This is a genomic window from Streptomyces sp. NPDC059371, from assembly GCF_042751995.1.
Taxonomy (GTDB): Bacteria; Actinomycetota; Actinomycetes; order Streptomycetales; family Streptomycetaceae; genus Streptomyces.
Genome location: NZ_JBHYXD010000020.1, coordinates 101092 through 114959 on the forward strand (window position 1 = coordinate 101092; position 13868 = coordinate 114959).

12 protein-coding genes are annotated in these 13868 nt (G+C 71.7%); 2 read left to right on the plus strand and 10 right to left on the minus strand.

Annotated elements, in window-relative coordinates; genetic code table 11:
* Positions 1-136: 136 nt before the first annotated feature.
* From ACFXGX_RS14765 to ACFXGX_RS14810, 10 genes are read right to left on the minus strand one after another with little or no spacing between them, the layout of a single operon-like run.
* On the minus strand, positions 137-1636 hold the full coding sequence (locus ACFXGX_RS14765; RefSeq protein ID WP_384789925.1) for an NADH-quinone oxidoreductase subunit N: 1500 nt from the start codon (positions 1634-1636) through the stop codon (positions 137-139).
* The gene (locus tag ACFXGX_RS14770) at positions 1633-3207 is read right to left on the minus strand and encodes a NuoM family protein (protein WP_384789928.1); all 1575 of its coding nucleotides are present in this window, start codon (positions 3205-3207) and stop codon (positions 1633-1635) included. The genes ACFXGX_RS14765 and ACFXGX_RS14770 overlap by 4 nt, the downstream gene beginning before the upstream one ends.
* Positions 3208-3213: 6 nt before the next feature.
* A complete protein-coding gene (locus tag ACFXGX_RS14775) occupies positions 3214-5205 on the minus strand; it encodes an NADH-quinone oxidoreductase subunit L (protein WP_384789931.1) in 1992 nt (663 codons plus the stop codon).
* A complete protein-coding gene (gene nuoK, locus ACFXGX_RS14780) occupies positions 5202-5576 on the minus strand; it encodes an NADH-quinone oxidoreductase subunit NuoK (protein WP_384789934.1) in 375 nt (124 codons plus the stop codon). The genes ACFXGX_RS14775 and nuoK overlap by 4 nt, the downstream gene beginning before the upstream one ends.
* Entirely contained in the window at positions 5576-6241 is a 666-nt protein-coding gene (locus ACFXGX_RS14785; protein WP_384789937.1) for an NADH-quinone oxidoreductase subunit J, read from the minus strand. The genes nuoK and ACFXGX_RS14785 overlap by 1 nt, the downstream gene beginning before the upstream one ends.
* Positions 6238-6969: a NuoI/complex I 23 kDa subunit family protein gene (locus tag ACFXGX_RS14790; protein WP_384789940.1), complete on the minus strand. Its 732-nt coding sequence runs from the start codon at positions 6967-6969 to the stop codon at positions 6238-6240. Before ACFXGX_RS14790 ends, ACFXGX_RS14785 begins: the two co-directional genes overlap by 4 nt.
* 2 nt (positions 6970-6971) lie before the next feature.
* A complete protein-coding gene (locus tag ACFXGX_RS14795; RefSeq protein WP_384789943.1) occupies positions 6972-7940 on the minus strand; it encodes an NADH-quinone oxidoreductase subunit H in 969 nt (322 codons plus the stop codon).
* Positions 7937-9667, minus strand: coding sequence for an NADH-quinone oxidoreductase subunit C (locus tag ACFXGX_RS14800; protein WP_384789946.1), 1731 nt, complete (start codon positions 9665-9667; stop codon positions 7937-7939). Before ACFXGX_RS14800 ends, ACFXGX_RS14795 begins: the two co-directional genes overlap by 4 nt.
* Positions 9664-10329 carry an NADH-quinone oxidoreductase subunit B gene (locus ACFXGX_RS14805; protein ID WP_384789949.1) on the minus strand — a complete coding sequence of 222 codons (666 nt, stop codon included), beginning with the start codon at positions 10327-10329 and terminating at the stop codon, positions 9664-9666. The genes ACFXGX_RS14800 and ACFXGX_RS14805 overlap by 4 nt, the downstream gene beginning before the upstream one ends.
* Positions 10320-10733 carry an NADH-quinone oxidoreductase subunit A gene (locus tag ACFXGX_RS14810; protein WP_095936005.1) on the minus strand — a complete coding sequence of 138 codons (414 nt, stop codon included), beginning with the start codon at positions 10731-10733 and terminating at the stop codon, positions 10320-10322. The genes ACFXGX_RS14805 and ACFXGX_RS14810 overlap by 10 nt, the downstream gene beginning before the upstream one ends.
* 273 nt (positions 10734-11006) lie before the next feature.
* Between ACFXGX_RS14810 and ACFXGX_RS14815 the strand changes: the two genes are divergently transcribed.
* Together ACFXGX_RS14815 and ACFXGX_RS14820 are read left to right on the plus strand one after the other, a co-directional pair.
* Positions 11007-12206 (plus strand): sensor histidine kinase, encoded by a 1200-nt coding sequence (locus tag ACFXGX_RS14815; protein ID WP_384789952.1) that lies wholly within the window; start codon positions 11007-11009, stop codon positions 12204-12206.
* A 262-nt stretch (positions 12207-12468) separates the two neighbouring features.
* Entirely contained in the window at positions 12469-13824 is a 1356-nt protein-coding gene (locus ACFXGX_RS14820; RefSeq protein WP_384789955.1) for a sensor histidine kinase, read from the plus strand.
* The last annotated feature ends 44 nt before the right edge of the window (positions 13825-13868 follow it).

The following is a 13868-nucleotide window of genomic DNA, read 5'->3' on the forward strand; positions in this document are numbered from 1 at the left end:
TCCCGTACTGGTCAACGCCAGACGGGAGGCACTAGTTCCCTTGTGCGCACTGCCTGGCGCGTGGGCCGTCCGGGTGATTCGGACGGCCGTTCACGCGCGCGTGTGTCCCTTGAAGAGGCCCTCAGGGAGTGGTGCTTCAGAAGAGTGCGGTCTCCGAGAAGCGGAGGATGAGCTGGGGTGCCCCGGACAGGACGACGCCGAGGACGGCCGTCAGGGCGATGGCCGCGGTGAGCGGGACCGGCACGCGGTGTGTGCCGGTCTCGCCTTCGGGAGCGCGGAAGAGCAGTGCCGTCCACTGGAGGTAGTAGAAGAGCGCGATGACCACGTTGACGGCCATGACGACGGCCAGCCAGCCGAGCCCCGCGTCGACGGCGGACGCGAAGACGGTCACCTTGGCGAAGAGGCCGATGATGCCCGGCGGCAGACCGGCGAGACAGAGCAGGAAGAAGCCGAGGACCAGCGCGGAGAGGGGGCTCTCGGCGTACAGGCCGCGGTAGTCGCTGACGCGGTTCAGGGGGCTTCGGCGGGCCACCAGCGCGGCCACGGCGAAGGCGCCGAGGTTCACGGCGGCGTACATGAGGGCGTACGCGACCGTGGAGCCGATGGCCTGCTGGGCGTCCTTGGAGTAGGCGGCGGCCGCGATCGGGACCAGGAGGTAGCCGGCCTGGCCGACGGAGGACCAGGCGAGCAGCCGCACCGCGCTGTACGCGCGCGTGGACCGCTGCCGCAGGGCGCCGACGTTCCCGACCGTCATGGTGAGGGCCGCCAGGGCAGCCAGCGCCGGACCCCAGACGTCCGCGTACGAGGGGAAGGCGACGACGGTGACGAGGATGAGCCCGGAGAAGCCGACCGCCTTGCCGACGACCGACAGGTACGCCGCGATCGGCAGGGGCGCCCCCACGTAGGTGTCGGGCACCCAGAAGTGGAAGGGCACGGCGGCCGTCTTGAAGGCGAAGCCGACGAGGGTGAGGACGACGCCTGCCTGGGCGAGGGTGTGGAACTGTCCGTCGACGTGCTGGATCCCGTCCGCGATCCGGGTGAGATAGAGGGTGCCTGTCGTCGCGTAGACGAAGCTGACGCCCATCAGGCTGACCGCGGTCGCGGTGACGGAGGACAGGAAGAACTTCAGGGCCGCTTCCGAGGACTTCTTGTCGCCGCGCTTGATGCCGACGAGCGCGAAGGCGGGCAGCGAGGCGACTTCCAGGGCGACGATGAGGGTCGCGAGGTCGCGGGAGGCGGGCAGCAGGGCGGCGCCGGCGGCCGAGGACAGCAGCAGGAACCAGTACTCCCCCTCGGGGAGTTCCCTGTCGGCGTCCTTGAGCGCGGTGACCGACAGCAGGGCGACGAGGAGCGCGCCGCCGAGAACCAGGAGCTGGATCACCAGGGTGAAGCGGTCCGCCACGTAGCTGCAGGTGTCGGTGGCGCCCGTCAGGCAGAACGTGGCCCGGTCGCCGTTCCGCAGGGGCAGCAGCAACAGCGCCGACGCGGCGAGACCGGCGACGGAGGTCCAGCCGAGTACGGCCTTCCGGGCTTCGCCGATGAAGAGATCGGTGACGAGGACGACGAGTCCGACGACCGCCGCGAGGGTGGGCGGCGCGATGGCGAGCCAGTCGACGGACTGGACCAGGGAACTCATCGGGTGCCTCCTGCGAGGAGCTGCTGGACGGCCGGGTCGGTCAGGCCGAGCAGAGCCCGGGGCCACAGACCGGCGACGACGGTGAGGGCGACGAGCGGCGTCCAGGCGGCGAACTCGTAGGCCTGGACGTCGGCGAGCCCGGGCGATTCCCGGGGCGTCGCGCCCATGCAGACGCGGCGGACGACGATGAGCATGTACGCGGCGGTGAGCAGCGTGCCGAACGCGGCGATCGTCATGAAGGTCAGATAGGCGGGGCGGCTGAGGCCGGAGGCGGGCTCGAACGCGCCGAACAGCGCCAGCATCTCGCCCCAGAACCCGGCGAGGCCCGGCAGTCCGAGCGAGGCGACGGCGGCGAAGGCCAGCAGGCCGCCAAGGCGCGGTGCCTTGCCGTACAGCGCGGCGCCGGACTCCTCGGCGAGGCTGTCGAGGTCGGTGGTGCCCGTGCGGTCCTTGAGCGCTCCGACGAGGAAGAAGAGGAGGCCGGTGATGAGGCCGTGGGCGATGTTGGCGAACAGCGCGCCGTTCACGCCGGTCGGGGTCATGGTCGAGATGCCGAGCAGGACGAAGCCCATGTGGCCGACGGAGGAGTAGGCGATGAGCCGCTTGAGGTCGCCCTTCGCGCCCTGCTTGGCGAGGGCCAGGCAGGCCAGGGAACCGTAGATGATCCCGACCACGGCGAACGCGGCGAGGTAGGGGGCGAAGGTCCGGAAGCCGTCCGGTGTGATGGGCAGCAGGATCCGGACGAACCCGTACGTGCCCATCTTCAGCATGACGCCGGCCAGCAGGACCGATCCGACGGTCGGGGCGGCGGTGTGGGCGTCGGGCAGCCAGCTGTGGAACGGCCACATCGGCGTCTTGACCGCGAGCCCGATACCGATCGCCAGAACGGCGGTGACCTGCACGGATGTGCTCAGCGACCGGCCGTTGTCAGTGGCGAGTGCCACCATGTCGAATGTGCCCGCCTTGATTCCGATCAGGAGCAGGCCCAGCAGCATGACGACCGAACCGAGCAGGGTGAAGAGGATGAACTTCCAGGCCGCGGCCTGGCGCTGGGCGCCTCCCCACCGTGCGATGAGGAAGTACATCGGGATGAGCACCGTCTCGAACGCCAGGAAGAACAGCAGCAGATCGAGGACGGCGAAGGTCGCGAGCGTGCCGGACTCGAGGACGAGCAGCAGTGCGACGAACGCCTTCGGGGTCGGGCCCGCGGGCATCTTGAAATAGGAGTAGAGCGCGCAGAGGAAGGTCAGCAGCGCGGTCAGGACCAGAAGGGGGAGGGAAATGCCGTCGACGCCGAGGTGGATCCGCACGTCGAGTGCGGGGATCCAGCTGATGTCCGTCGTGGCCTGCATCTTCGACGGGTGGTCGTGGTCGAAGCCGAGCGCGAGGACGATCGCGGCGATGAGGACCACGCCCGTGACGGTCACGCCGTGCCGCAGCACCGCCTGTTCGGGCGACTTCCCCTTCAGTCCCGGCGGGGCCGGGAGAAGAGCGGCGGCGGCCCCGATGAGCGGGCCGACGACGATCAACGCGAGAAGAATCTGCATCACGGATTCACTGATATCGATCACGCCTGCTCACGCTCCCGTGGCGACGAGGAGGGCGGCGACCACCAGGACGACGGTGCCGGCGAGCAGCGCGCTCACATAGGTCTGCACATTGCCGGTCTGCGCACGCCGTACGGCGGTGCCGAGCCAGCGGGGTAGGGCGCCCGCGCCGCGTACGTAGGTGTCGACGACCTCGCGGTCGAGGAACCGGACGAGCGTGGCTCCGGCCTGGACCGGGCGGACGAACAGCGCGGAGTACACGGTGTCGAGGTGGAAGCCGACGGCCGCGTGGCGGTGCAGCGGGCCGAGCAGCAGCCGGCCCGGGTCCGCCGGGTCGGGCGCCCGGGCTACGTCTCCGTAGACGGGTTCGTGGGAGGCGATGGCCTCGGCCTCGACGTGTCCGGCGTCGGCGTCCGGGTGGGCCGCGACCGCGCCCAGGGGGACGCGGGCCGCCAGAGCGCTGGTGTGCCGCCAGGCTCCGTAGGTGACGATCCCGCCGACCAGGGCGAGTCCTGTGCCGAGCACCGAGGTGGTGAGGACCGGCGTCAGGTCGTGGCCGTCGAACCAGTCGGGCAGCGGGCCGAACGCCAGGCCGAACGCGAGCGAGGGGATGGCGAGCACCCACAGCACGGCCGTCATGGTGACCGGCTGCCTGCCGTGGTCGGGGGCCTCGGCTCCGTGGCCGCGGAAGGCCAGCAGCCACAGCCGGGTCGCGTACGCGGCGGTGAGGACAGCGGTGACCAGGCCGGTGATCAGGACGATCCAGCCCGAAGCACCGGGGGCCTGCTCGGTGTGACCGGTGGCGACGTGCTCGGCGGCGCCGAGGACGGCCTCCTTGGAGAAGAAGCCGCTGAAGGGAGGGATCGCGGCGAGCGCGAGCAGCGCCACGGTCATCGTCCAGAAGGCGTCGGGGACTCGGAGGCGCAGGTCCTTCATCCGGGACATGGCGGCCAGCGAGTTGGTTCCGGAGGCGTGGATGATCACGCCGGCGGCGAGGAACAGCAGCGCCTTGAAGGCGCCGTGCGCGAGGAGGTGGAAGACGGCGGCACCGCGGTCGCCGACGGCGAGGGCACCGGCCATGTAGCCGAGCTGACCGATCGTCGAGTAGGCGAGGACCCGCTTGATGTCGTCCTGGGCGAGTGCCGCGAGTCCCGAACCGACCATCGTGACGCCGGCCATGACGGCGAGGACGACCATCGCGGCCGCGGAGGCCTGGAAGACGGGGAGGAGACGGGCGACGAAGTAGATGCCGGCGGCGACCATCGTCGCGGCGTGGATCAGCGCGGAGACGGGTGTGGGGCCCGCCATCGCGTCGGGCAGCCAGGTGTGCAGCGGGAACAGCGCCGACTTGCCCGCCACGCCCGCGAGGAGCAGCAGGGCGACGACGGTCGGGTGGTGCAGTCCGCCGCTCGCCACGGTGCCCAGGACCGTGGTGATCCGGAACGAGCCGGCGTCGGTGGCCAGCGCGAACAGGCCGATGAGGAAGGGGACGTCGCCGAGCTTGGTGACCAGGAAGGCCTTGAGCGAGGCGGCACGGGCTTCCGGGGTCTCCCAGTAGTGGCCGACCAGGAAGTACGAGCAGATGCCCATGACCTCCCAGCCGACCAGCAGCACCATCAGGTCGCCGGAGTAGACGACGAGCAGCATCGCGGAGGTGAACAGGGAGACGAGAGCGGCGTACGAGGGGTAGCGCGGGTCGTCGCGCAGGTAACCCGTCGAGTAGATCTGCACGCAGGTGGCGACGACGCCGACGAGTACGGCGACGAGGGCGGCGAAGCCGTCGATGTGCAGGCCCAGCTCGATGGGGACCGAGCCGGTCGGGGTGAGTTCGGTGTGCGAGTTGATGGCCAGGCCGCCGCCCTGGTCGACCGCGACCGTCACGGCGAGGGCGAGCGAGGCGAGGACGGGCAGGACCGCGAGCGGGCGGACGAAACCCGGGGCCGTGCGGCCGAGGAGGAGTCCGGCGACGGCACCGAGGAACGGGAGGAGGGGGACGAGGACGGCGAGGGTGGTCGTGGTCACGCGGTGGCCTCAGCCTTCTCGGCCGCGGGGGCGTCGGGGTCGTCGGGGCCGTGGCCCTCGGCGGTGTCGCGGAGCTTGTCGATGTCCGAGGTGCCGCCGTTGCGGTACACGGCGAGGACGATCGCCAGGCCGATGCCGATCTCGGCGGCGGCGATGGCGATCGTGAACAGGGTCAGGGCCTGGCCGGAGTGCAGGGTGTCGCGGGCGGCTTTGGAGAGCCAGACGTCGAAGGCGACGAGGTTCAGGTTGACGGCGTTGAGCATCAGCTCGACGGACATCAGGACCAGGATCGCGTTGCGGCGTGCCAGGACTCCGTACAAGCCCGTGCAGAACAGGAGAGCGGCGAGCACGGCGGGATAGGCGAGGTGCATCAGCGGACACCTTCCTTGTCCTGCTTGCCGTCGCGGCTTCCGGGGACGCGCGGGGTGGCGGCCGACGTGGTCGCCGCGGCGGTGTCCGCCTTCGCCTTGCGGGAGAGGACGATCGCGCCGACCAGGGCGGCGAGGAGGAGGACGGACAGCGCTTCGAAGGGGAGGACCCAGTTCTGGAAGAGGCTCGCTCCGGTCACCTCGGTGGAGCCGGCGGCGGCACCGTTCAGGTCGACCCAGGTCGCGCGGAACGCGTCGACGACGACCCAGACCAGGGTGCCGGCCGAGGTGACGGCGACGGCCAGGGCTGCCCAGCGGTTGCCGGAGTCGGCGTCCGGGGAGCGGCCGATCGGGGCCCTGGTGAGCATGAGACCGAACAGAAGGAGGACGACGACGGAACCGACGTAGATGAGGACCTGTACCCAGGCGATGAACTCGGCCGTCAGCAGGAGGTATTCGACGGCGAGGCCGCCGAGGGCGACCACCAGCCACAGTGCCGCGTGCACGAGCTGCTTGGTGGTGACGGTGACGATCGCGGCGCCGAAGGTGAGCAGGCCGACGAGGAGGAAGGCGATCTCGACGCCGGTCGGGGAGAGGAAGCCGTGGTGATCGGCGGCGACGGTGGTGGCCGCGTGGGCCGCCGTGGCCGTGGCTGCTGCGAAGGTCACGACTGTCCCTCCTGCGGGCCGGAGGAGGGCTTGGCCGGAGACTCCGGCCGGCCGGTCTCCTCGGTCGGGCTCGGCTGGGCCGATTCCTCGGCCCCGGTCGCCCGAGTCGCCCGGGCCGGCCGCTCGGTCTCGGCCTGAGCCGCCTGTTCGGTCTCGGCCTCGGTCTCGGCCTCGGCCTGGGCTGCCTGCTCGGCCTGGGCTGCCTGTTCGGCCGCGAGTTTGTCGGCGGTCTTGCGGGCGGCCGCGAACTCCTTGGGCTCCTCGGCAGCGGGGTCGAGGGCGGGCGGGGCCGGGACGGTCCACATCCACTCACGGAGCTTGTCGCGTTCGTGGGTGAGTTCGTGGATGTCGGTCTCCGCGTACTCGAACTCCGGAGTCCAGAACAGCGCGTCGAAGGGACAGACCTCGATGCAGATACCGCAGTACATGCACAGGGAGAAGTCGATGGCGAAGCGGTCGAGGACGTTGCGGCTGCGCTCGCGGCCGCCCGGGGCGGCGGGCGGGACGGTCTCCTTGTGGGAGTCGATGTAGATGCACCAGTCCGGGCACTCGCGGGCGCACAGCATGCAGACCGTGCAGTTCTCCTCGAAGAGGGCGATGACACCACGGGTGCGGGGCGGGAGTTCGGGCTGGACGTCCGGGTACTGCGCGGTGACGGTCTTCTTCGTCATCGTGCGGAGGGTGACGGCCAGGCCCTTGGCGAGGCCGGAGCCAGGAATGGGGGCCATGGTTACGCGATCACCACCTTGACGATGCCGGTGAGGGCGATCTGGGCGAGGGACAGAGGGACGAGGAGGGTCCAGGAGAGCTTCTGGAGCTGGTCCTCGCGCAGGCGGGGGTAGGTGACGCGGAGCCAGATGACGACGAAGGCGAGGATCGCGGCCTTCAGGAGGGTCCAGACCCAGCCGAGGCCGTCGGCGCCCCAGGGGCCGTGCCAACCGCCCAGGAAGAGGACGGTGGTCAGACCGCACAGGACGACGATTCCGGCGTACTCGGCGAGCAGGAACAGGGCGAAACGCAGGCCCGTGTACTCGGTGTACGCGCCGAAGATGATCTCGGAGTCGGCTACGGGCATGTCGAAGGGGGGCCGTTGGAGTTCGGCGAGGCCGGCGACGAAGAACACGATCGCGCCGACGATCTGCCAGGGCAGCCACCACCACTGGAAGGCGTCCACGATGCCGGGGAGCGAGACCGTGCCCGCCGCCATCGCGACCGAGGCCGCGGTCAGGAGCATCGGGAGCTCGTACGCGAGGAGCTGGGCGGCGGTGCGCAGGCCGCCGAGAAGGGAGAACTTGTTGGCCGACGCCCAGCCCGCCATGAGCGAGCCGAGGACGCCCACGCCCATGACGGCGAGGACGAAGAAGATTCCCGCGTCGACGACCTCGCCGACCGCGCCCTCGCCCGGGCCGATCGGGATGGCGAGGAGGACCAGGAGGTACGGGAGCAGGGCCACCGCGGGGGCGAGCTGGAAGATCCGCCGGTCCGCGCCCGTGGGGACGATGTCCTCCTTCTGCGCGAACTTCACGCCGTCCGCGACGAGCTGGGCCCAGCCGTGGAAGCCGCCCGCGTACATCGGGCCGAGGCGGCCCTGCATGTGGGCCATCACCTTGTGCTCGGTCTGGCCGACGATCAGGGGGAACGTCAGGAACACGGCGAAGACGACGAGGAGGCGTAGGGCGACGTCGAGAGCGTCGTTCACCGCGTACCTCCGGTGGGGTCGTCGGGGCTGGGTGCGGGGTTCGATCCCGGAGCGGGCGTCGCCCCCGAGTCGGTGGATTCCGATTCGGAATCCGCGTCGGGCTCGGACGTCGTCCCTGGTTCGGACGCCGGCTGCGCCTCGGGCTCGGGTTCGGCCTGCGGCGGGGACCCCGGTTCGGGCTTCGCCTCGGAGGTCGGGGCGGCCCCGGCCTCGGGCTCGGGCTCGGGCTCGGGCTGCGCTTGGGGCTCACGCTCGGACACCGGCCGGGGCTCAGGCTCGGACACCGGCTCGGACTCGGACTGATCCCGCGCCTCAGGCTCGGGCGCCGGTTCGGGCGCCGGTTCGGGCGCCGGTTCGGGCGCCGGTTCGGGCTCGGGCTTCGCCTTCGGCTGGTGCTCCGGCCGGTCCGGTTCTGGTTCCGAGTCGTCGAACGCGGGCTTCGGCTGGTGCCAGGGAGCGTCGGAGCTGCGCGGGGCGGCAAGCCTTCTGGCGGGCCTCGTCGCCGAGTCGGGCTCGGCTGCCCGCGAGGCGCCCGTCGGCGCGGCCGGTTCGGTCGCCGGCGTCGGCTCCGTGACAGCGGCCGTTCCCGTCGGCGCGGTCGGCTCGTTCGCGGTCGCCGGTTCGGACGCAGCCCCCGATTCCGTCGGCGCGGTCGGCTTGTTCGCGGTCGCCGGTTCCGACGGAGCCGCCGTTCCCGTCGACGCGGGCGGCTCACTCGCGGGCGACGGCTCGTTCCCTGCCCGCGCCTGCGAGACAGCAGACGGCCGGGAGGTGGGCGTCGGGGCCGGAGCGGCCGGCTGCGGGGCTCGTTGGCTGGCGGAGCCCTGGCTCGCGCTGCGCGATCGGCGTGCGGGGCGTGCGGCACCGGCATCGGCACCGGAGGCGGCACCCGCGGCGGCGGACGCGACGTCCGCTCCCGCGGCACCCGTGCCCGGGGTCGCCGCGTCCAGACCCGTGGCCGGGGTCGCCGCAGCCGAACCCGCGTCCGAACCCGTGGCCGGGGTCGCCGCGTCCGAACCCGTGGCCGGGGTCGCCGTGGTGCCCGCGGGGGCGGTCGGCGTCTGGCCGGCGGAACCCTCTCCTGCCGTGCGGGTCCTGCGGACCGGCCGGTCGCCGGCTGGGCGGGCCGCGCCACGGGCCGGGCGGGACGGAGCCGGGGGGAGCTGGCCCTTGAGCGGGCCCCACTCGTTGGGGTCGGGGACGCCGGGCGGCAGCATCTGACGGCGCCTGGGGCCACCGTGCTCGGACTCGCCGGGCTCCTTCGCGCCGGGCCAGGCCTTGGCGACGCGGGCGGCCAGGACGAAGTCCTTGCGGAGGGGGTGTCCTTCGAAGCCCTCCGGGAGCAGCAGGGGGTCGAGGCCGGGGTGGCCCTCGAATGTCACGCCGAACATCTCGTGCGTCTCGCGCTCGTGCCAGGCGGCACCCGCGTAGACGGAGACCGCCGACGGGAGCGCCGGGGCGGTGTGCGGGACGGTCGTACGGACGAGGAGGCGGTGCAGCGGGGACAGGGCCACGACGTGGGCCGAGACGAGAAAGCCCGTGCCGGGTTCGTCGACGGCGCTCAGCCAGTCGAAGTAGGTGCAGCCCAGGGTGTCACGGGCCGTCTCCAGGGCCGCGATCCAGGAGGCCGGAGGCACGTCGACCGTCAGGACCTCGTACGACTCCTCGGCCGTGGCGTCGGGGCCGAAGAGTTCCTCGGCGGGGCCGGGAAGCCAGCCGACGGTCATCGGTCCTCCTCACCGGGGGCGGCCGGATCCGCGCCCGGGACGCTCGTCGCGGACGGGGCCGGTGGCTGCACCAGGCCGCTCTGGAGCGCGGCGGTGGAGGGGCGCGCCGTGTCGGAACCGTAGCGCTCCCCCAGCGATTCCCGGGCGATCTTCTCCTGGAGCTTGAGGATGCCCTGGAGCAGCGCCTCGGGGCGGGGCGGGCACCCGGGGACGTAGACGTCGACGGGGATGATCTGGTCGACGCCCTTGGTGACGGAGTAGGAGTCCCAGTACGGGCCGCCGCAGTTGGAGCAGGCACCGAAGGAGATGACGTACTTCGGCTCGGGCATCTGCTCGTACAGGCGCTTGACGGCGGGCGCCATCTTGTCCGTGACCGTGCCCGACACGACCATCAGGTCGGCCTGGCGGGGGCCCGGCGCGAACGGGATCACGCCGAGGCGGATGAAGTCGTGGCGGGCCATCGACGCGGCGATGAACTCGATCGCGCAGCAGGCGAGGCCGAAGTTGAAGACCCAGAGCGAGTAGCGGCGGCCCCAGTTCAGGACCACCTTCATGGGTTCGGGGGCGAGCCGGGCGAGCGCGCCGAGCCGCTTCGGCTCGGGCAGCGACACCGGCACCGAGGCCGGCACGGGCTGCTCCGGTGCGGACGGGGTCACGTCCATGTCAGGACGCCCTTCTTGTATGCGTACAGCAGGCCCACGGCCAGGAAGCCGAGGAAGATGAACATCTCGACGAGCGTCGCGGCACCGTAGCCGGGAGCGGCGAAGACCGTGGCCCAGGGGAAGAGGAAGATCGAGTCGACGGCGAAGATGACGTAGAGGAACGCGTACACGTAGTAGCGGACCTGGGTGTGGGCCCAGCCCTCGCCGACTGGGTCGACGCCGCACTCGTACGTCAGGAGTTTCTCGGGGGTCGGTACGACGGGCCGCAGCAGGCGGCCCGCTCCGAAGGCGACGGCGACGAACAGCACGCCGACGACGGCGAGCAGTCCGACGACCGAGTAGGACTGGAAGTAGTCCGCCGCGACGACGGCCCCGGTCGCCGTGACAACGGTCGGTTCCGGCACGTCAGCCCCTCACTCCCTGACCTCGTTGCGCCCCGTCGTGCGCCGTCGCGCACTCTGTGATGCGCCATGTTCGACGATCTGTACGGACGGGAGTCTAGGGCCTGCTAAAGAGAGCGTAAGCAGCCCGTCACGCCTCGACCATCCCTCGGCCGTCGGTGACGTGTTCACGTCTCACGGTGTGAACACGTTCCTCCTGGGGGTGGGGTTATCCCCAGTGCATCGCGGCGGCCCACCTCATGGCGCGGCGGCGCGCCGCCGGGCAGGCTAGCGGATATGACCGAACGCATCTCGCCCGCCGGTCCGTCGGACGCGCCGTCCGACGGTGACCGGCCGCCCGCCGTACGCCTCGCGCTGGACCCGGGGACGTGGCGGGAGATCTCCCATCTCCTGGTGAACCTGCCGGCCTCGATCATCGGGTTCGTGTACGTGGTGACGATGCTCGCCACGGGCGCGGGGCTCGCCGTGACCGTCGTCGGACTGCCGCTGCTCGCGGCCGGACTGCGGGGTTCGCGGCAACTGGGCAAGATGGAGCGGGCGCGGGCGCGGCGGCTGCTGGGGCTGCGGATCGACGAGCCGAGCCCGTTGCCGGTGCGCCGGACCGGCTTCTTCGGCTGGCTGTGGTCGAGCCTGAAGGACCCGGTGGGCTGGCGGGCGGTGCTGTACGACTTGATACGGCTGCCCTGGGGCATCGCCACCTTCACGGTGACGCTCGTGTCGCTGTTCGTGCTGTGGCCGGTGCTGCCGTTCATCGCGCGCGGGCTGACGAACGTGGACCGGGCGATGGTGCGCGGACTGCTGTCGCCCTCCGACGAGTTGGAGCGGCGCATCGCCGAACTGGAGTCGGACCGCGGGGTGGTGGTGGACACGGCCGCCGCCGATCTGCGCCGTATCGAGCGCGATCTGCACGACGGGGCGCAGGCACGGCTCGTCAACCTGGCGATGGGGCTCGGCCTGGCGAAGGAGAAGCTCCTGGAGGACCCCGACGCCGCGGCGTCGATGGTGGACGAGGCGCACGGCGAGGTGAAGCTCGCCCTTCAGGAGCTGCGTGATCTGGCTCGTGGCATCCATCCGGCGGTCCTCACCGACCGGGGTCTGGACGCCGCGCTGTCCTCGATCGCCTCGCGGTGCACCGTGCCCGTGAAGGTGAGCTCCGAACTGGAGACGCGGCCGGCCGCCGCCATCGAGGGCATCGCGTACTTCACGGTCTCCGAGCTGCTCCAGAACGTCAGCAAGCACAGCGGGGCGAGGTCCGCGTCGGTGGACGTCTGGCGGACGGACGACCGTCTGCTCATCCAGGTCCGGGACGACGGCCGCGGCGGGGCCGGTGTCGACGGCGGTACGGGCATGGCGGGGCTCGCGGACCGGCTGGGCGCGGTGGACGGGCTGTTCGTCGTCGATTCGCCGGTGGGCGGCCCGACGGTCATCACGGCCGAACTGCCGTGGCGGGACCGCCAGAACGAACCCGTCCGGTAGCAGCCGGAACGAGCCCGTCCGGCAGTAGCCGGAACGGGCCCGTCCGGTGACCGTCCGGACGTGCCGAGGGTTCACTCGATGGAGATCACTCGATGGAGATCCTCGGCCGGCGCGGTCGCCGGGGTAGGGAAAACCCCCCGTTCAAGACGCCGATCCGCCGCATGTCCCGTGGGCCCGACGAGCGGCACGCTGGAAGAAGAGGAAGCAGCCGGCTCGCGGAGCAGGTCGAGGCACAGGACGAGACGAGAGAACGGACGGACCGATGGCCACGGAGTACGGACACGGATACGGGCACCGCGGCGGGCCCCGGTTCGACGAGGCGGGCGCCGGCGAAGCGCGGCACCGTCTTCCGGCCCCGCTGCGGGCGCCGTTCGAGGCCCGCACATGGCGCGAGTTCGGCTATGTGCTGCTGGGCCTGCCGCTCGGGATCCTCATGTTCACGTTCGCCGTCACGATGGTCTCGCTCGGCGCGGGCCTGCTGATCACCTTCCTGGGCGTTCCGGTGCTCGCCGCCGCGCTGGCCGGCTGCCGCGGCCTCGGCTCGCTGGAGCGGGCGCGGGCGCGCGGGCTGCTCGGTGTCGAGGTGGCCGAGCCCGAGCCGCTGCGGATGAAGAGGCACGGGGCGATGGCGTGGATGGGTGCCGTGCTCAAGAGCGGCACGTCGTGGCGGCACCTGCTGTACGCGGTGGTGCAGTTCCCGTGGTCGGTGTTCTCGTTCGTCGTCGCGGTGAACTTCTGGGCGTACGGCTGGGCGCTGCTGACGTATCCGCTGTGGTTCTGGGTCTTCCCGATGTACGGCGGTCAGGACGGGCTCCAGTTGTACGGCGACAGCACGCACTCGATCTATCTGGACAACCCGTTCGAGATCACGGTGACCGCGCTGGTGGGCCTGCTCTTCACGATGGCGACACCGTGGATCGTGCGGGCGCTGACGACCGTGGACCGGGCGATGGTGCGCGGACTGCTCGGCCCCTCGCGGCTGGCCACGCGCGTGGTGGAGCTGGAGTCCGACCGCGGGGTCGTGGTCGACACGGCCGCCGCCGATCTGCGCCGTATCGAGCGCGATCTGCACGACGGGGCGCAGGCCCGGCTCGTCGCCCTGGCGATGGACCTGGGGCTCGCCAAGGAGAAGCTGGCCGAGGACCCCGAGGCGGCGGCGCGGATGGTGGACGAGGCGCACGGCGAGGTCAAGACGGCGTTGCAGGAGCTGCGGGATCTCGCGCGCGGGATCCATCCGGCGGTGCTGACCGACCGCGGGCTCGACGCCGCGCTGTCCGCGGTGGCCTCGCGGTGCACGGTGCCGGTGCGGGTGGAAGCGGATCTGGCGGCGCGGCCGGCGCCCGCGATCGAGGGGATCGCCTACTTCACCGTCTCCGAACTGCTGCAGAACATCAGCAAGCACTCGCGTGCCACGCGGGCGACCGTGGATGTGTGGCGGGTGGAGAACCGGCTGATGATCCAGGTCGGCGACGACGGGGTCGGCGGAGCCGATGTCACCGAGGGGTCGGGCCTGGCCGGGCTCGCGGAACGGCTCGACGCGGTGGACGGGATCCTGGTGGTGGACTCGCCGCCGGCCGGTCCCACCCGGATCACGGCGGAGCTGCCCTGGCGGGGCTGAGACTCCCCCGGCACGCGCGCGGGGACCCCGGTGCACGCCACCGG

What these genes read in the sequence shown, in the direction of transcription:
- ACFXGX_RS14765 (WP_384789925.1), bottom strand. Translation starts at nt 1,636, where the DNA reads ATGAGTTCCCTGGTCCAGTCCGTCGACTGGCTCGCCATCGCGCCGCCC.
- nuoK (WP_384789934.1), bottom strand. Translation starts at nt 5,576, where the DNA reads ATGCACCTCGCCTATCCCGCCGTGCTCGCCGCTCTCCTGTTCTGCACG.
- ACFXGX_RS14790 (WP_384789940.1), bottom strand. Translation starts at nt 6,969, where the DNA reads ATGGCCCCCATTCCTGGCTCCGGCCTCGCCAAGGGCCTGGCCGTCACC.
- ACFXGX_RS14800 (WP_384789946.1), bottom strand. Translation starts at nt 9,667, where the DNA reads ATGACCGTCGGCTGGCTTCCCGGCCCCGCCGAGGAACTCTTCGGCCCC.
- ACFXGX_RS14805 (WP_384789949.1), bottom strand. Translation starts at nt 10,329, where the DNA reads ATGGACGTGACCCCGTCCGCACCGGAGCAGCCCGTGCCGGCCTCGGTG.
- ACFXGX_RS14815 (WP_384789952.1), top strand. Translation starts at nt 11,007, where the DNA reads ATGACCGAACGCATCTCGCCCGCCGGTCCGTCGGACGCGCCGTCCGAC.
- ACFXGX_RS14820 (WP_384789955.1), top strand. Translation starts at nt 12,469, where the DNA reads ATGGCCACGGAGTACGGACACGGATACGGGCACCGCGGCGGGCCCCGG.